Origin of the sequence: Paramicrobacterium chengjingii (assembly GCF_011751765.2) — a bacterium.
Taxonomy (GTDB): domain Bacteria; phylum Actinomycetota; class Actinomycetes; order Actinomycetales; family Microbacteriaceae; genus Paramicrobacterium; species Paramicrobacterium chengjingii.
In genome coordinates this window covers 2,491,729-2,510,049 of record NZ_CP061169.1, presented here as the reverse complement: position 1 = coordinate 2,510,049, position 18,321 = coordinate 2,491,729, and the positions used below count along the sequence as shown (strand labels likewise).

The window sequence follows — 18,321 nt, the reverse complement described above, 5'->3', positions numbered from 1 at the left end:
CTCACACCGCGCCCCTGCGCAGTCTCAGCCCGCGCGGCGTCTCGGTGAACCCGGCCCGGCGCAGCGGATGCTCGAGGGGGCTGCCATAGACGAACGCGCTGTTCACCGTCTCGACAGCGACTTTCTCGACGAGGCCGCCTCGAACGAGAGCGGCAACGGATGCCGCGGCCGCGTCGAGCCGCGGTTCGTCACTCGTGAATGCCAGCCACGTTTTGCCCCCGCGTTCGAGGTAACAGGTGAGCTCGCCGTCGACGAGCACAACGATGCCGCCGGCTTTGCGCCCCGGACGGTGCCTGGTTCCGGTGACGTCGGCGCTCGGCCAGGGGAGCGCTGCACCATAGGGGTTTGCCGGGTCGGTGGCGGCAAGCGCGATGGCGTCACGCGGGCGTTTGTCGTCGATGAAGACGTGGCTGCGCAGGCGGTCGATCGTGCCTGACGTGGAGAACTGCGCGGCACCGAGCCCGTCGATGACATAACCGCGCCGCGCTCGACCCTTCTCCTCAAAGCCCGACAGCACGCGGTACGCCAGTGCGAACCCTCCCGGGTAATCCTCAGCAGCGACTGAGCCGCGCGTGACGACGCCGTAGCGGTCGAGCAGACTCTCGACGTTGGCGGCAGCCCGCACGGTGGCATCGTGCTCGGCGAGAGGCAAAAGCGACCACCGACCACCGAGACGCGGCGACCCTGAGCCGCTCGGCCGAGCGTAGCCATGCCGGCCATATAGTCGCGAGCGCGGAGTCGCACGGCGGGTCTTGTGCGCACCCGTTCCGCTCACCAGCATCCGCAGCGGCGTGAACGTGTCGTTTGTGACGAGCCCCGCCCACACGAGGGACCACAGCGCTTTCGTGAGAGCCTCGTCATCGGAGCACCCTGTGGCTTGCCCCAACTGAGCTGAGAAGTACGCGCCACCGCTCGAGAGGGCGACGAGAATCTCGTCTTCGAGGGAGCCAATCGGAAGGTCGTCGGCGGGCGCAATCGTCAGCGGCGCGGCATCCGCCATGTGCAGTCCGACCCACCCGTCGCGGCCGGTAATCGAACCTCTGCCCGACCAGATAACTTCACCGGATGCTGTGAGCTCATCGAGCATTGCGGGAGAGTAGTCGCTGACGCGCTGCGGCAGAATGAGCGTCTCCCACGCCGACGCGGGAAGATGACATCCTTCCAGCTGTTCGATCACCGCGGCGACGCCGTCGACTCCGCGAAGGGCGCCGCCGACGTGCTGCCACGCCGGAAGGAAGCGCGCGAACGTTGCCCTGTCGACGGGTTCGACCTCGTGACGGAGTGCGGCGAGAGAACGGAGGCGCAAGCGGCGCAGCACCTCCTTGTCGCACCACTCGGCTGTGTCGATGGGTGTGCCGTGAGCCTCGCCGGAAGGCAGAAACTCGCCGCGCACGATGCGGCCGTCGTCGGCGAGGCGCCCGAGCACCTGAGACACGACAGCAGAGCCGAGCCCCAGTCGCGCTGCCACGTCGCCCGTGCGAATCGGACCATGCGTTCGCGCGAAGCGGGCGACGAGGTCGCCGACGGGGTCGGGCACGGGCTCGATGAATGCTGCGGGAACGCCGATCGGCAGCGGAACGCCGAGAGCGTCGCGCACACGTGCGGCATCTTCGATGACGATCACCCGCTCGACGCCGGCGACAGGAACGAGGAGGGCGCGCTTGGCGGCGACCAGGTCGTCGAGCAGCGCTGTTGCCTCCTCTCGTGTGGCATGCGGTGCCTCCGCGGGCACGCTGTCGACATCAGCAGAGTGTTTATCTGCACTGTGTTTATCGGCACTGTGCTCATCAGCATCCGGGCTCATCTTCTGGGTCGCAGAGCCAGAAGGGTGGAGCCGCGCGGCGACCTCGTCGGCATCGAGCGGGCCGAGCATGCGCAGCAGATCGGCGACGCCCTCGATGCCCCGCATGCGCCGGTTTTCGGTGAGGCGCTGCAACTCCCGCTCGGTCTGGGCGATGATGCCGGGCTCGAGAAGTTCGCGCAGCTCAACCTGGCCGAGAAGCTCAGAGAGCATGCTGGGGTCGAGTGCCAACGCCGCGGCCTTGCGCTCAGCAAGCGGCGAATCGCCCTCGTACATAAAAGCGCCGACGTAGCCGAAAAGCAGCGATTTAGCGTATGGCGACGGTTCTTCAGTCGTGGTGTCGACAAGGCGAATCGTGCGACTCGCAATGCGTCGCGCTAGATCTAGCAACGCCGGCACGTCGTAAACGTCTTGCAGGCACTCGCGCACGGTTTCAAGAAGGATGGGGAACTGGGGAAACTTGCTCGCCACCTGCAGCAGCTGTGCCGACCGCTGCCGCTGCTGCCAGAGTGGTGAGCGTTTGCCCGGCTGATAGTTGGGCAGCAGAAGCGCGCGGGCGGCGCATTCGCGAAAGCGGGAAGCGAAAAGTGCCGAACCGCCAACCTCGCTCGCGACGATCACGTCGAGTTCGTCGGCGTCGAAGACGAAGAGCTCTGCACCCGGAGGGTCATCGGTCGTGTCGGGGATGCGCACGATAATGCCGTCGTCGCTCGCGATGCTGGCGCCGTCGACGCCCAATCGCTCTTGCACACGGGCGTTCACAGCAAGGGCCCACGGCGCGTGCACACGCATGCCGAAGGGGGAATGCAGAATGATGCGCCAGTCGCCGAGCTCGTCGCGAGAGCGCTCGACTACGAGCGTACGGTCGGTGGGCAGGTGTCCCGTGGCTTCTCGCTGTTCGCGAATATACGCCCGAAGATTCCGGATGCTGCGCTCGTCGAGCCCCGCGGATGTCAGCCGCTCGCCAGCATCCGCGTCGCTTGCCTTGTCGAGCTCTCGCGTGAAGCGGCCGAGTGCCTCGCCCAGTTCGAACGGGCGACCGAGAGCGTCCCCCGTCCAGAACGGAAGGCGCCCGGGCTGGCCGTACTCGGGAGTGACGAGCACTCTGTCGAATGTGATCTCCTGAATGCGCCAGCTCGTGGTGCCGAGCGCGAAGACATCGCCGACGCGCGATTCATAGACCATCTCTTCATCGAGTTCGCCGACGCGTGTTCCCTTTGTGCCCTCTTCGCCTCCGACCATGTACACGGCGAACATGCCGCGGTCGGGGATGGTTCCGCCGCTGGTCACGGCGAGACGCTGTGCTCCGGGCCGACCTTCGATGGTGCCGGCATCGCGGTCCCAGATGATGCGGGGTCGCAGCTCTGCGAACTCGTCGGACGGATAGCGCCCGGCAAGCAGGTCGAGGGTCGCTTCGTATGCAGAACGGGGGAGCGCCGCGAACGGGGCGGTGCGGCGAAGCTGGTCGAACCACTGCTCGACGTCGACAGAGTCGAGGGCGACTGCGGCGACGGTCTGTTGCGCGAGAATGTCGAGAGGATTGGCGGGGACCTTCATCGATTCGATGGCGCCCTGGAGCATCCGCTCGCTCGTCACAGCTGAATTGACGAGGTCGGCGCGGTGCTTGGGAAAGAGCACGCCGTGTGAGATCTCGCCCACTTGGTGCCCGGCTCGGCCGACGCGCTGCAGGGCGCTGGCAACGGAGGGCGGTGCCTCTACCTGAATGACCAGGTCGACTTCACCCATGTCGATGCCGAGCTCGAGGCTCGATGTGGCGACGACGCAACGCAGATTTCCGGTCTTGAGATCGTCTTCAATCTGGGCGCGCTGCTCTTTGGACACCGATCCGTGGTGGGCGCGGGCGAGAAGATTCGTCTCGTCGTGCACGCCGTTCGTCTGACCGCTGCCGCCCATCAACGCCGCGGGTGCGCGTGTGGGCTGTGTTGCCCCGGATGCGCTGCTTGCATTGCCCGCCGTCGGGTCCGCGGGCCAGCCATCGGACAACGGGCCATTGGCGAGCACGGCCTCGTCAAGTCGGGCTTCATGAATTTCGTTGAGCCGGGCGGTGAGGCGTTCGGCCAGGCGACGGGAGTTGGCGAACACGATCGTAGACGTATGTGCGAGGATGCGGTCGACGATGGCTTCTTCGACGTGCGGCCAGATGGAGCCGGCGCGCTCTCCGTCTGCGCGCACCGGCCCGGCCGCGGAACCGCCCGACGAACCGCCGGCGGGCCCTCGGGTGCTTCCCGCTGCGCCCTCACTCGACGCAGTACCCCCTGCCGGCTGTCCGACAGACAGGTCGGTCATATCGTCGACGGGAACGACCACCTCGAGCTCGAAGGTCTTCTGCGCTTCGGGCGCCACGATCTCAACAGGGGACGTGCCGCCGAGAAAGCGGGCGATCTCTTCGCGGGGACGCACGGTTGCCGACAGGCCAATGCGCTGGGCCGGTGTCTCGAGCATGGCGTCGAGGCGCTCGAGGGAGACGGCCAAGTGGGCACCGCGCTTGGTCGCGGCGACAGCGTGCACCTCGTCGACGATGACGGTGTCGATGCATGTCAGAGTCTCGCGCGCCTGTGAGGTGAGCATGAGGTAGAGAGACTCGGGCGTCGTGATCAGAATGTCGGGAGGATTTTTCAGCAGTGCTCGCCGGTCTTTGGCAGGAGTGTCACCCGAACGAACTCCGACTGCAACCTCCGGCGGCTCGACTCCGAGTCGTTTGGCCGTCTGAGTGATCCCGACAAGGGGCGAGCGCAGGTTGCGTTCCACGTCGACGCCGAGTGCCTTGAGAGGCGAGATGTACAGAACGCGGGTGCGGCGGCGCCGAGGAGCATCACTCTCTTCGGGTGGGTGAGCAGCGGCATCCATGAGTCTGTCGATGGACCAGAGGAACGCCGACAGCGTCTTGCCTGAGCCGGTTGGTGCGACGACAAGCGTGTGATTTCCGTGGGAGATGGAGTTCCACGCGCCTTCTTGAGCGCGAGTGGGTGCGGTGAAGGCCCCCGTGAACCAGCCGCGGGTTGCGGGGGAAAATCGCTCGAGCACATTGCCCATTTCTTCAGCTAATCACACGTGGCTGACACTGCCGGGTCTGGACGTCGTGACGATTCGTCGGCGGCCATTGTCGAGCCCGAATCGAAGCATCAGCACCTCGGCATCTGCAATTCAGCTCCGAAAACTCGATGCTGCGTGTGAGCAAATGCGATCGCAGAGTTCGTCATAATCGATGCCGACCGCCGCCGCCGATTGGGGCAGCAGGCTTGTCGCCGTCATACCAGGGAGGCTGTTTGCTTCAATGACCCAGGCGACTCCGTTCTCGTCGAGTCGAAAATCGGTACGGCTGTACGATTCCAAGCGCAATGCACGGTGCGTAGCGAGAGTGATTTCACGCACCGACTCTGTGACGGCGGGCGGCAGATCGGCTGGAAAAGTCTCACGGACGGCACCGAGCTGGTACTTGTCTTCATAAGTGAAAGCTTCATCGGGGTCGATGATGATCTCGCCGACGGCGAGGGGTTCGTCGTTGAGGACGCCGGCGGTGAGTTCGCGACCACGAATGAACGCCTCGATCATGACAGAGCCGAAGGCGGATGCTTCGAGTACGGCGTCTGCAAGGTCATCGGGCTGACGCACTATGCGGAGACCGACAGTCGAACCTTGAACGGCGGGCTTCACAATCACCGGGTACCCGAGAACCGACGCGACTTCTTCAGCAGTGGCAGGGGCCATGAGCCAATCGGGGGTTCGGATGCTGGCCGAGCGAAGAAGCGATTTGCTGACATCTTTGTCAAGAGCGAGGCCGCTGCCGAGCGGGCCGGAGCCCGTGTAGCGGATTCCGGCGAGCTCGAGGAGCGCTTGGAGGCGCCCGTCTTCGCCTGAGCCACCATGAAGCGCGATGAAGGCTACGTCGGCGTCGGCAACCTCCGATGGAAGCCGAAGAGCATTATCGGAGCGCCTGGCGAGCGAGAGATCGGAGCCGGTCGGAGGCGTGGTTCCAACGGACATCGTGAGCCGCGCTGACTCGTCGTGGGGCGAGATCGCTCCGGATGCAGTGTCGACGGCTACGACGTCATGTCCGCGGCGTCGAAGAGCGGGGATGATCTGCGAGGCGCTCGCAATTGATACATCGCGTTCTTCACTTGCACCACCGAATAAGACTGCAACTCGCATTTCAGCACTGTAACAGCGAAGGCAACAGGGGTCACCGGGATGCGGGCACGGCTCAGACCGCTTCGACTCAGTCGAAGCGCTGTGTGTCGGGTCTGCTCCCGGACAGTCGAATCTTGTCGATACGTCGCGATCGGAACCAGCTGCGCGTTACCCCAGGTGCACGACCCCGGCCTCAATATCGCCGATGAAACTCGGCGATATCAGAACGGAGGGTTGTCGGGAAGTTGCTTCCTTTCCGGGGCGGCAAGAACGGTTGCCTGTTCCGTTTCTTCGAATTTCACGATCCGCTTGAAGCCCGGTTCACCGTTGGGGCGAACCATGAATTGACGCCCCAGCGGAGAGGTCCAGACGATCGTGCCGTCATCGGCACGGTTCACCTGCCATGTTGACTCGTGTTTCAACGGATGGTGGGAGGTGCACAGTGGCTGCAAATTGTCACTGCTGGTCTCGCCCCCGTACTGCCAGTCGTGTCGATGATCGATATCGCATTGCGATGCGGGCCGATTGCAACCGGCGAATCCGCAGGTCTCGTCTCGGATCTCGACAAGACGACGCAGATCGGCGGGAACCGCATAGCTATCGCGCCCGACAGAGAGTACGGTGCCGGTCTCGGGATGGGTGAGCAGTCGGGTAAAACTCGGTGCGTCGGCCGCCAACTCACGGGCGGTGTCGGCATCGATCGGACCGTAACCCTCAAGTGTGCCGGGTTCGTCCGAGCGCCCGAGCAACGTCATCACCGGCACCGTGACGCGAACCGTCGGCCGAATCTTCGCCGCCCGAAGCTCGTCACGCGATGATACGTCAACGGTGAAACCGGTCATCGTGGCGTCGAGAACGGCATCTGCGGTGATCTGCGACACTGTGCGGTCATCGCCAGCCGCTTTCAGCGACCGCGCCGTGTTGCGGGCCGCTGCCTCGATTCCCTTGATCTTCTCAATCGGGCCAAACACCGACAGACACCCCATGCCGTCCGGAAGCGGTGCCACCTCGATATGACGGTTCTCCATCGCCCGATGTTTGCGTTCGGCTGCGGAATCTGGATTTAATCTCTCACGAATCGCGGCGGCAGCAGTGCGGAACTGTGGGGGTGTCGTCGATAGTGCCGCCTGGATGGCTATGGACTCGAACTCGCGCTTCTGCTGAGAATCAAGCCCTTCAGCTTGCGAGACCATGATCTCTGCGTGCTGCACGGAGATCTGCCCGTCGTGCAATGCCGACAGCGTCTCGGGCAACTCCTTCATCAGAGTCTCACTGGTCTGTACCATCGACGCGACTTTCCGCTCCGACAGATGCAGGGTGAGCGCCAGCTCAGCGATCAGAGCACGTCTCGTCCACTCTTCACGTGACGCGGGAGACGCCGTCGTATCGTGGACGAACACGCGATCATTGCGCAACGCGAACCGCACTGTCTGACACACCATGGTGAATACCCGTGCCTGCATGCTCGAGATCAGCTCCTGTTGCTCTGCGACGCTGTCAACCATCATCGACAGCAGCTGGGCAGAAGCTCCCGGCGATCCGGGAGGAGGAGCATCACCACCAGGCGGTTTTACGAACTCAGTAAAGTTAACCATGTACGAATTACATCACGAGCCACTGATATTTCTATCGAACATAGCTTCGATGTATATGTCTCATTTGTGTAGCCGTACGGCTCCAGTGTGTGCTCGGGTTCAGGCTCAGCGTCAGTGCCCGATGCCGCCGATGCCAAGCTCGTTCATGAGCGTCAGGATGCGCGAGCGGATCTCGTCACGGATCGGGCGCACGGCATCGATGCCCTGACCCGCCGGGTCGTCAAGCTGCCAGTCTTCGTAGCGTTTGCCGGGGAAGACAGGGCAGGCATCACCGCAGCCCATCGTAATGACGGCATCCGCGTGCCTGACTGCGTCAGTCGTCAGCACTGTGGGCGCTTTAGCGGTGATGTCGATGCCGACCTCGGCCATCGCCTCGACGGCGACCGGGTTGATCTGATCGGCTGGCATCGAGCCGGCGGAGCGCACCTCAACGGCATCGCCGCCGAGAGCAGAGAGAAAGCCCGCGGCCATCTGCGAGCGGCCGGCGTTGTGCACGCAGACGAAGAGAACAACCGGCGGATGCCGTGGTGACGGCGATGTGAAGTCAGTCACGGGCGATCAGAGGTTGCGCTCGATGAAAGCTCGGGCGTCGGCGACGCCCTGCTGGTTGATGCCGTGCCCGAGGCCCTCGTATATGCGCCCCGAGAGGGTGGAGTGGGTGGGCAGCCAATCCGTAGTGCGCACGATCGCCGATTCGGCAATGACCTCATCGCCTGTACCTCGCCCCCAGAAGATCGGCGGTTTGCTCTCAGCCAATTCAGCATCGCCCGGTTCTTCGCCTGGCGTGATGAAGCCCGACATGACGAGCCCATATGCAAAACGTTTGGGGTCGCGTCGCATGAGCTGCGCTACCATGGCGCCGCCCTGCGAGAACCCGAGCAGTCCGACGGATGTCGGCGTCACGGTGAGAGAGTCGAGCCACGCGATGACAGCATCCGCCGAGTCATTCACGTGGTCTCGACGAGGCCCGTCGTCGGTTCCGGCCGTGAACCACGACCATCCGTCGAGCGGCCATGGGGCGGCATGCGGAGCTCGCAGCGAGGCGATCACGGGCTCCAACGGAAGAGAGGGTGCGAGCCCGAAGAGGTCGCCCTCGTGCGAGCCGTACCCGTGCATCAGCACAAGCAGCGGCCGGCCCTGACGGTCGGACTCGGATGCCGACCACATCACGGCGTCGGGATCGATCGTCGTGCTCGCCGACTCGGTGCTCATCGCTCGGAAACCTCCTATGGTCGCGGTGAAAACCAGTTTACCGGCGCGCTCTGACAGCCCCAGCCGCTCGACCTTGCAACAATGGAGCATGGCCGTTCGAACTCCAGACCCCGATCAGCCCGACGAGCCTGAAGAGCCGCGCGGCGCTTCGGCACCGGGCTGGCTGAGTGACATCGAGCTCGAGCAGATTCGGCACCGCCTTCCGCTGCTCTACGTCGAGGCGGTGCCCGTTCGCGTTGACGGCATGGGCGTCGTCACCGAGGTCGGCGTTCTGCTGCGCGCCACGGCGACCGGCCAGATGACACGGACGCTGGTCTCGGGGCGCGTCATGTATGGCGAGACGTTGCGCGATGCGCTGTTCCGTCACCTTGAGAAGGATCTCGGGCCCATGGCATTTCCCCTGCTTCCCGCGTCGCCGACGCCGTTCACCGTCGCCGAGTACTTTCCGATGCCGGGGCTTTCGCCGTTCAGCGATGAACGCCAGCACGCCGTATCGCTTGCGTATGTTGTTCCCGTCACGGGAACCTGCGAACCCAGACAGGATGCTCTCGAGCTCACCTGGATGCCGCCGGACGAGGCGCAGTCCGAAGCCGTTGCCGCCGAGATGGAGGGCGGCCGCGGCACACTGCTGCGCATGGCGCTCGCGAGCGTCGGCCGCATCGTCTAAGCAACGGGGTCGCGCGCTTCTCTACACGTGACAGTTCTCTAGACTTGACACTGTGATGTCTGCCGTTCGTCGACCCGCTCGCGCCGCCTCCGCGTCGACCAGACGCGAGGCTCAGCGCGGCATTTATGTTGAGGTCGAAGCGCTTATTGCCGGGCTGGCTGCAGCTCTCATCGCGGTCGTCTTCGCAGTGATCGCCTTCGGCGGTATGTCCGTGCCGATCTGGACTGATTGGGAGTGGGGTCACTGGTCGATTGGCATGGTCTCGGTGAGCGCCGTCGTCGTTCTCGGAACCGTCGCCGCGGGCATCGGATACTGGCGCTCGCGCCGGCTCAGGGGCCAAGAGTGGCGTCTCGAACTCCCGTCATGGAAGTTCATGCTCGATGCCGTGGTCGTCGCCATCGTGCACACGGCGCTTGGCGCACTCGCCACCGCTGTTCTTCTTTTCGTTGTACAGCTTGCGTTCCGGCGTCTCACCATCGACCCGGTAAGCGCGTCGATCGGATGCGCCGTCGTCACGGGACTCGCCGCGTACATGCTCTATCTCGCGGTATCGCGGCTCAACACAGTGAGCCTGTCGCAGCGAATGTTCCTCTTCGTCGGTGTCGGCCTCCTCACGGCCATGGCGACGTCGACGGATCCCGTCTGGTGGCGGTATCAGATCAGCGTGCTTGGCGCCTACGGCAACCGGCCAAGCATCAGCTTTAACGCGATTCTCATTGTCGCCGGCATCCTCGTCACCACATTCGCGCTCTACGTCGATCGAGACATTCGCAACCTGCATGCGGCCCGCGTGATTCGTTACCGCCTGGCAGCGCCAATGGTGTCGATTCTGTTCATCGCGATGGGGGTGGCTCTCGCGGGTATTGGCCTCGTTCCCGTCAATGTGAGCGTCATGGCACACAACGTCTTCGCCATCGGACTTTCTGCGATCTTCGGCATTCTCATGCTGATATCGCCCATTGCGTTGCGCGGAATGCCACTGCCGTTCTTTCTCGCAACGCTAGGCAGTCTTGTTCTTCTGAGCGGAGCGACGTGGTTGTTTTACGGGCCAGGCCTTCTGCCGCTCACTAATTATGAGCTCATCGCCTTTGGGGTGCTCTTCGCCTGGATTACGATGTTCGTCCGATTTCTCGCCGCCATGCTGGCTACGCGAGGGGCGGATGCTGCGCTAGCGCAACCCGTCCGCGAGCCGCGAGCGACGACGGAGACGGTTCGTGTCGACCACGATGCTTCTGGCACCGACGTGCGCGCCGACGTTGACGCCGAAGTCGACGCAGCTGCTGAAGGTGAGGCCGACGCTGAGTCGCCAAGCCCGCAGCCGCACATCATGCCGCTGCCCGGCGACGTGCCCCCGAGGCCGCCGCTGCCGAACCCGCACGACACGGGGCTGCGCCGCTGAAGCGAGGCAACCCCGAGTCGTGACGGCACCGATTCATGGTGGCGCCGGGTTCTGTCAGACGGCTCAGCGCGCGATGCGGACGGTGCGCACTTCGAACGGCGTCAGCGCAAACTCGGCGCCTGTTCGGGCATCCGGAATCTCGTCTTCGATGAGTGAAACCTCGCGGATGCCGCTGTGCACAAAGCCCACATTGAGCGCTCCCGTGGCGCGTCGACCGCGCGACTCGTAGACACGCACGACGACGTCGCCCGAGCGGTCATCGGCGAGCTTGACGCTCGAGACGACGATGCCCTCGCCCGAGACGGAGACAAGTGGTGCCACGTTGTTCGCGCCGGTGACGACGGTTGCCGGCGCGTTCAGCTCGATGCCCGCGGCGGTCGCACTCTCGGGTGTCGCGCCGATCACCAGCCCCGTCGTGATCACGTGCGTGCCGTGGTCGGTGTCGGGATCAGGGAACCCCGGTGCGCGCAGAAGCGAAAGTCGCACGGTCGTCGAGACACCGGCATCCGTCGAATCTCTCGTCGTGTCGTAGCCGTAGATCGAGTCGTTCACGAGGGCAACGCCGAAATCGGGCTCGCGCACCAGCACGAAGCGGTGCATGGAGGTCTCGAACTTCGCCGCTTCCCAGCTCGTGTTCACGTGTGTGGGGCGGGAGTGGAATCCGAACTGCGTTTCGGCCTCGGTGGTCGCCGCCTGCAGGTCGAGAGGGAATGCGAGCTTCAGCAGCTTCTCTGTCTCATTCCAGTCGATCTCGGTGCGCAGCACCACCGTCGCCGAGTCGGGTGCGAGCGAGATGGTCTGGCGCAGGGCCGACGTCGAAAACGAGCGCTCCACGACAACCTCGGCGGTGCCGTCGACGAGCTGAGCGCTGAGTGACTCGGCCGCGCGAAGGTCGTCGACGCGGTTGCGGTAGAAGTGGTCGATATCCCAGGCATCCCACATATTTGGGAAGTCCTGGTGCAGCTGAAACAGGTTGGCTTCTGTGCCCGGCGCGATGGCGTCACGGCCCGTTGCCGTGTCGACTGCAGATGTGATGAGGCCCTCAGCAGTGATGACAACGGTCACCAGGTCGTTCTCGAGAACAAAGCCGCCGTCGCGCTCCGTGAGTGAGACCGAGGGGCCGGATGCCGCGGCGGGCGCCGCGCCGAGGGGAGCGGGCCCCGCGATCGACGTCGGGTTGAACACGAGCTCGCGGTCGCCCTCACCGGCGAGCACGCGCCGCGCGGCAGCCGCGATCGTCTGCGCATCGGCGACGATTGCGGCGAACGTGGCAGCTGCCTCGCGGTGCACCCAGGCGATCGATGTGCCGGGCAGAATGTCGTGAAACTGGTGCAGCAGCAGAAGTTTCCACAGCCGGTCGAGTTCGTCATGCGGGTAGGCGGCGCCGTCGCGCACAGCGGCCGTCGTCGCCCACAGCTCGGCCTCGATGAGCGCCTGCTCTGCCCGGCGATTGCCCGCCTTTGTTGCGTGCTGGCTCGTGAGGGTACCGCGGTGCAGCTCGAGGTAGAGCTCGCCGACCCAGACCGCCGGGTCTGTGAGCTCGGCCTTCGCCGCGTCAAAGAAATCATCAGGATGCTGCCACTGCACGCGCGCGCTGCCCTCAAGATCTGCAAGCCGACGCGCCTTGCCTGTCATCTCTCGCGTTGTTCCGCCGCCGCCGTCGCCCCAGCCGACCGGGGCGATCGACTGCGTTGCCACGCGGTTCTCACGGAACTGGCGCGTTGACTTCGCTACTTCCTCCCCCGAGAGCTGCGAGTTGTACGTGTCCATCGGTGGGAAGTGCGTGAACATGCGCGACCCGTCGATTCCCTCCCAGAGGAACGAGTGGTGCGGAAACACGTTGCGCTGGTTCCACGAGATCTTCTGTGTGAAGAACCATTCAAACCCGGCGCGACGCATCAGCTGCGGCAGCGCGGGGGAGTAGCCGAAGCTGTCGGGCAGCCACACGCCCTTCGAGCGAATGCCGAACTCCTTCTCGAAGAAGCGCTGGCCATACGAGAACTGGCGCGCGATCGACTCTCCGGTGGGCATGACCGTGTCGGACTCCACCCACATGCCGCCGAGGGGAAGGAACCGGCCCTTTGCGACAGCATCCTTCACCCGCGCATAGACCTCGGGGCGGTGTTCCTTAATCCATTCGTACTGCTGAGCGCTCGACATGCCGTACAGAAAATCAGGGTCGTTCTCGATGAGCTCGGTCATCGACGAGGTTGTGCGGGCGACCTTGCGAATCGTCTCGCGCACGGGCCAAAGCCAGGCAGAATCGATGTGCGCGTGGCCGACGGCGGCGATGCGATGACTGCTGGCCTCAGCGGGTGAGTCGAGCGCATCACGCAGCTGGGCACGAGCATCGGATGCTGTCGCCACAATGCGCTGCAGGTCAAGCCGGTCGAGAGCGTTGTCGAGAGCCTGAAGAATGCGCATGCGGCGTGGGCCCGTCTCGGGCAGCTCGGCCTGAAGCTCAAGCAGCACCTCGAGGTCGAGAGAGAGCTCGAACACCTCGGGCTCGAACACGGCGAGCTCCATGTGTCGGGTGCGATACAGCGGTTCGGGCGACGACGTTTCGATGTCGCCCTCCTGCGTCGGAAGGAAGGGATGGTAGTCGAGAAGAACCGGGTTGGATGCTGCTTCGAGATACAGCTCGATCGATTCGCCGCCCTCGGCGGCATCCGAAATGGGCACCCACTGGTTGCGTGGATTGATGCTCTTCACGGGTGTGCCGTCTGCACGGTAGACGAGCGCTTCGCATTGGAAGCCCGGCATGTTGATGTCGAAGCCCAGGTCGATGCGCGCCTCGACGCAGTGACCGCTCCAGTCGGTTGGCACCTCTCCAGTGAGCTTGAACCAGGTGGTTCCCCAGGCTGGGCCCCACGCGCTCCCCACATCGAACGGGGCGAAGTCGAGCGCAAGCCCGTCTTCTGGGGGAATGGGTTCACCCTCGAGTTGGTGGGTCTTCACGGTGAGGGGGTGCGACGTCGAGTAGATTGCAGGTGTGACGCGCTCAGTCAAGACGCGGGTGACGCGACCGACGGTCAACGATGTCTCTTCGTGCACGGGTTCTCCTCTGCGAGATGCGATTGGCTACTAAAGCGATATAGTAATGAGTATCCATGGTACCGAATAAGCGAATCACAATCGCAGATATCGCGAAACTCGCCGGGGTTTCCCCGGGAGCTGTCTCGTTCGCGCTCAATGATCGGCCAGGAGTGAGCGACGAGACGCGAAAACGCATTCTTGCTGTCGCGGCCGAGCATCAGTGGGTGCCCAACTCGGCGGCCCGAGCGCTCGTCGGATCGCACGCCGGCGTCGTCGGTCTCGTCGTCGAACGGCCCGCGCGAAGCCTCGGTGCCGAAGCGTTCTTCACCGACCTGATCTCCGGTATTCAGTCGGGACTGGCACCGAGTGCGGCGGCGATGCAGATGCGAGTCGTGCGCAGCCTCGACGACGAGGTCGACACCTACCGCGCGTGGCATAGCTCGAAGCAGGTTGACGGCGTCATCGTGCTTGACCCGCGCGACGACGATCCTCGGCTCGACTACATCGCACAGGTGAACCTGCCTGCAATCGTCATCGGCAGCCACCCCAGTAGGCCGGATGCCCCGTCCGCCGTGTGGATGGACGATGCGGCAGCCGCACACATGGTCTTCGATTATCTTGTCGCTCTCGGACATCGGAGCATCGGGTACGTCGCGGGCCCGGAGGTCTTCGAGCACACGACGCTGCGCGCAGATGTGCTTCGCTCGTTCATCGACGACGGCGTCGAGAGCACCATCGCGTTCACCGACTTCTCGGCAGGTCGCGCCGCCAATGTGACTCGTCAGCTCATGAGCGGGCGTACACCTCCGAGTGCCGTCGTGTTCGACAACGACGTCATGGCGGTAGCCGGGCTGCGCGTGGCACAGGAAATGGGCATCTCGGTGCCCGCGCGACTCTCTGTTGCTTCTTTCGACGACTCCATCATGGCGGGGCTCGTGAGCCCGTCGATCACGTGCCTCTCACGAGATACGTTCGCGCTCGGGGAGCTGGCTGCGACGACGCTGCTGAGTCAGATCGCCGAGCCGGTCCGCGTCGACAGCGTCCCCGGCCCCACACCGAGCCTGACGGTGCGCGAGAGCACGTCGCCGCCGAGCGAACGGCGCGGCTGAATCGGGCGTCGCCTCGTACGCATCGACGCGTTCGCTGAGCTACCCCTTGACGCTTCCTTCCTCGACTCCTCGGAAGAAGTGTTTCTGGAGCGTAGCGAACAGAATGATGATCGGAATGAGGGCGATCATCGTTCCTGCTGCGATGACTCGCGGGTTGGCCGCGAAGTTCGAGCTGAGATACTCCATTCCCACCGTCAGCGTGTAATTCGCGGGATCAGAGAGTACAACGAGCGGCCAGAGGAAGTCGTCCCATGCTCCGATGAAGGCAAAGAGCGCGACGACAGAGACCATGCCACGCACGTTCGGCCACACGATGTGCCGGAGCCTCTGTGCGGTCGTTGCGCCGTCGATCGTCGCCGCTTCGAGTGTCTCCTTGGGAATCATGCGGCACGCTGCGGCCATCAGCAGCACATTGACGGCCGAAATGGCTCCAGGCAGGAACACGCCCCAGAGGCTGTTCGCCAGTCCGAGTGATTTGATGGTCAGATACTGGCTCGTGAGCGTTACCTCGCCCGGCAGCAGCAGCGTCGAGAAGAAGATCGCCATAATGACGCCCTTGTACTTGAACTTCAGGCAGCCGAGTGCATAGCCGCCGAGTGTCGCGAACACGACGTTCGTGCCCACAGTCCCGACGCCCACGAGCAGCGAGTGCCAGGCGTAGTTCAAGACGGGAATAGTGTCGAAGACTTCGGTGTAATTGCTGAAGGTGAGCTCAGCCGGTAGCAGCTTCGGCGGGAACTCGTAGATGTTCTCTCCCGCGCCTTTCAGTGATGTCGACAGCTGCCATAGAAAGGGGAAGACCATAATGACGAGCACGGCGAGCATCAGGGCGTACTTTCCGACGAGCCCTGCACGTGACGGCTTCATGATGTCGGCCGAGCCGCGCGTGCGATAGGGCTTGTCTGCGCGAAACGTTCGGGAATCTCGGCGCAAGGCGTCTTTCTTCTTCTCCGGCCTGGGCGTTGCGAGCGTGCTCATCTGACGGTCTCCTTTGCGGGCTTCGGTCGCTCGGCCTTGATCATCTTCGATGCACGTCGGTTGGCGAGCATCTCTCTGAACACGTCGCCGTAATTGGCGATTCCCATAATGGTGAGCGGAACGAGTGTGAGCAGGAACAGCGCGATCGAGATTGCTGAGGCGTACCCGACCTGCCCATTGAGGCCCTTGCCCATGGTCTGGATGAGCATGACAAGGCTCATCGCTCTTCCGCCGGGCCCGCCGGTGCCGTTCGAGAGCACATAAAGCTCAGTAAAAACGCGCATTGCCGATACGCAGATGAGAACGGCGACGAGCATCATGGGGCCTCGGACCCCCGGCACGGTCACGGACCAGAAGCGCCGCCAGGCATTCGCCCCGTCCATGGCCGCGGCTTCGTGAAGTTCCCGACCGACGTTCCCCAGTGCGGCGAGGTAAACGACCATGTAGTAGCCGAGTCCTTTCCACACAGTGAGGCCAATTGCGCAGCCGATGAGAAGCCAGCGTTCCGACAGAAACTCGACGGGGCGGTCGACGAGGCCGAAGAACGACAACGACTCGTTCACAAGCCCATGGCTTGAGAAGAGGAACTCCCAGACGATGGCGACAACGACGGCCGAGGCGATGACGGGAAAGTAAAAGGTTGTGCGAAAGAACCCGATCGCGGGAACCTTTGAATTGACAAGCATCGCGAGCAGAAGCGGCAGCAACGTCAGCACGGGAACGCACACGACGACATAGACGAGCGATGTCGTCAGCGCGTACATGAATCTGTCGTCGCTGAACAGCCGCATGAAATTCTCCAGCCCCGTGAAGACAGCGGGACGAAGCGGTCGTGCGTCGGTGAATGCGAGCACGATCGTGTTCAAAAACGGCCAGAGCGCAAAGACGAGCACCCAGATCACTCCCGGCGCGACCAGAAGGTAGGGCGTGTACTTCCGCTGCTGCTTCACGATGTCTCCTTGAGCGTCAGATCGTCAGTCGGCGAGGTTCTGCTGGCAGTACTCGACGGCATTATCGAGGGCCTCCTGCGCCGAGATGTCTCCCGTAATCGCGAGAGCGATCTGCTGCTTCGCATAGCCGTCCATGTTCTCGGTGTACTGCGGAGGGTTTGGAACCTCCGCGCTGCCCATCTCGCCGGCTGCGACGTCAGTTGCGTGATTCTGCTGGTCGATCTCCGATGCCTCAGCGAATGACGACGGGTCGTCGTTCGCAGCCTGTGTGCCGGGGAAGAAGCCGACAGCGAGCTTGACGAAGTCGACTTGGTTGTCGTTGTTCGTGAGGAATGTCGCGAATGCGAGGGCCGTCGCGGCGTTCTTCGAGGTATTCGAGACGCTCACACCCTGCACAAACAGCGGTGGATTGCCGAACGTCTCGTTTGCCCGCACGTTCGGAACGACGGTGGGGGCATTCACCGAGAGGTCCTGCTCGATGTAGTTGGGGCCCGCTGTCGTCCACGCGACAGTACCCTTGTTGAAGTTGTTGATATTGCTGTTCGACGTGCCAGCGCCCTGCAGAGCCTCGGGTGAGACAGCGCCGAGTTTGTAGAGCTCGGCGTAGCGCTCGACGATCCTCACGGCTTCTGGCGTGTTGAAGACGAACGTGCCGTTTTCGAAGATCGATGCAGAACCGCCCTCGTCCGCAATCGCGGCCATGACGCCCTTCGGGCTGGGAACCGATGCGATCGTCGCGATCTTCTCGGGGCTCTTCGCCAGCGTCTCGGCGACATCGAACATCTCGTCGATCGTTGTCGGAAGGTTATCGGGGTCGGCGCCACCCTTCTTCAGAAGGTCGGCGTTCCAATAATTGAGCTCTGTTCCGAGGTACCAGGGGAGTCCGAATGTTCCCTCGGTGTCGTCATAGGAATACGCGGAGACCGCACCCTCGACATAGTCGTCGAGAACGTCGGGATCCGCCTGCGTCAGGTCGAGAAGCATGTCGACCTTTGCCAGGGAATATGCCATGTCAGGGGGCAGGTTGATCACATCGGGCAGTTCGCCGGATTCGGCCTGCTGAAGCACCTTGTCTTCGTAGCCGTCCGCAGGCTGGTCGACCCACTTCACTGTGGCATCCGGGTACTTCTTCTCGAAGTCCTTGATGACCTGCGTGAAGTACGGCGTGAACGTGTCGTTCTTGAGCGACCAGGTTTGAAACGTGATTGTGCCGCTGACGTCCCCGTCTGCTGCGTTGCTCTGCGCGGCCGGAGCGCCGGTGCAGGCGGTAAGAGCCAGTCCCGCTGCTGCTGCAATCGCAAGCGCGATCCCTTGTCGAATCTTCATCTGCTTCTCCTTCGAAGAGTGGAATTCCACACGATCGGAGCCGGCGAATGATCGAACCGGCACGCGATCCATCGTTGAATCCCGCCACTAAAACGATAT

Annotated in this window: 12 protein-coding genes; 3 read left to right on the top strand and 9 right to left on the bottom strand. The window is 63.6% G+C overall.

Translation table 11 applies throughout. The annotated features are described in order from the left end of the window. Position 1: 1 nt before the first annotated feature. The 5 genes from HCR76_RS12185 to HCR76_RS12165 all read right to left on the bottom strand — a co-directional run bounded on the left by HCR76_RS12185 (position 2) and on the right by HCR76_RS12165 (position 8,757). Positions 2-4,855 carry an Lhr family ATP-dependent helicase gene (locus HCR76_RS12185; RefSeq protein ID WP_166990787.1) on the bottom strand — a complete coding sequence of 1,618 codons (4,854 nt, stop codon included), beginning with the start codon at positions 4,853-4,855 and terminating at the stop codon, positions 2-4. A gap of 111 nt (positions 4,856-4,966) precedes the next feature. Continuing rightward, positions 4,967-5,971, bottom strand: a complete 1,005-nt coding sequence (locus HCR76_RS12180; RefSeq protein ID WP_166990784.1) for a D-alanine--D-alanine ligase family protein — start codon at positions 5,969-5,971, stop codon at positions 4,967-4,969. 200 nt (positions 5,972-6,171) lie between these two features. Continuing rightward, the gene (locus HCR76_RS12175) at positions 6,172-7,545 is read right to left on the bottom strand and encodes an HNH endonuclease signature motif containing protein (protein ID WP_166990781.1); all 1,374 of its coding nucleotides are present in this window, start codon (positions 7,543-7,545) and stop codon (positions 6,172-6,174) included. 111 nt (positions 7,546-7,656) lie between these two features. Further along, the gene (locus tag HCR76_RS12170; protein WP_166990778.1) at positions 7,657-8,097 is read right to left on the bottom strand and encodes an arsenate reductase ArsC; all 441 of its coding nucleotides are present in this window, start codon (positions 8,095-8,097) and stop codon (positions 7,657-7,659) included. Between the two features lie 6 nt (positions 8,098-8,103). Continuing rightward, entirely contained in the window at positions 8,104-8,757 is a 654-nt protein-coding gene (locus HCR76_RS12165) for an alpha/beta hydrolase (RefSeq protein ID WP_166990775.1), read from the bottom strand. Positions 8,758-8,845: 88 nt separating this feature from the next. Between HCR76_RS12165 and HCR76_RS12160 the strand changes: the two genes are divergently transcribed. Continuing rightward, positions 8,846-9,424 (top strand): NUDIX hydrolase family protein, encoded by a 579-nt coding sequence (locus HCR76_RS12160; protein WP_166990772.1) that lies wholly within the window; start codon positions 8,846-8,848, stop codon positions 9,422-9,424. A 55-nt stretch (positions 9,425-9,479) separates the two neighbouring features. Further along, a complete protein-coding gene (locus HCR76_RS12155; RefSeq protein ID WP_434063586.1) occupies positions 9,480-10,823 on the top strand; it encodes a DUF998 domain-containing protein in 1,344 nt (447 codons plus the stop codon). A 63-nt stretch (positions 10,824-10,886) separates the two neighbouring features. Here HCR76_RS12155 and HCR76_RS12150 read toward each other — a convergent pair whose 3' ends face one another. Further along, the gene (locus HCR76_RS12150) at positions 10,887-13,877 is read right to left on the bottom strand and encodes an alpha-mannosidase (RefSeq protein ID WP_166990766.1); all 2,991 of its coding nucleotides are present in this window, start codon (positions 13,875-13,877) and stop codon (positions 10,887-10,889) included. Between the two features lie 56 nt (positions 13,878-13,933). On the opposite strand from HCR76_RS12150, the gene HCR76_RS12145 reads away from it, so the two are divergent. Then, a complete protein-coding gene (locus HCR76_RS12145; protein ID WP_166990763.1) occupies positions 13,934-14,968 on the top strand; it encodes a LacI family DNA-binding transcriptional regulator in 1,035 nt (344 codons plus the stop codon). Positions 14,969-15,007: 39 nt separating this feature from the next. Here HCR76_RS12145 and HCR76_RS12140 read toward each other — a convergent pair whose 3' ends face one another. Genes HCR76_RS12140 through HCR76_RS12130 form a run of 3 tightly spaced genes read right to left on the bottom strand, consistent with a single transcriptional unit; the run spans position 15,008 to position 18,222 of the window. Continuing rightward, positions 15,008-15,946 (bottom strand): carbohydrate ABC transporter permease, encoded by a 939-nt coding sequence (locus HCR76_RS12140; protein ID WP_166990761.1) that lies wholly within the window; start codon positions 15,944-15,946, stop codon positions 15,008-15,010. After that, on the bottom strand, positions 15,943-16,896 hold the full coding sequence (locus HCR76_RS12135) for a carbohydrate ABC transporter permease (protein ID WP_166990758.1): 954 nt from the start codon (positions 16,894-16,896) through the stop codon (positions 15,943-15,945). The genes HCR76_RS12140 and HCR76_RS12135 overlap by 4 nt, the downstream gene beginning before the upstream one ends. 24 nt (positions 16,897-16,920) lie before the next feature. Then, the gene (locus HCR76_RS12130) at positions 16,921-18,222 is read right to left on the bottom strand and encodes an ABC transporter substrate-binding protein (RefSeq protein WP_166990755.1); all 1,302 of its coding nucleotides are present in this window, start codon (positions 18,220-18,222) and stop codon (positions 16,921-16,923) included. Between the last annotated feature and the right edge of the window lie 99 nt (positions 18,223-18,321).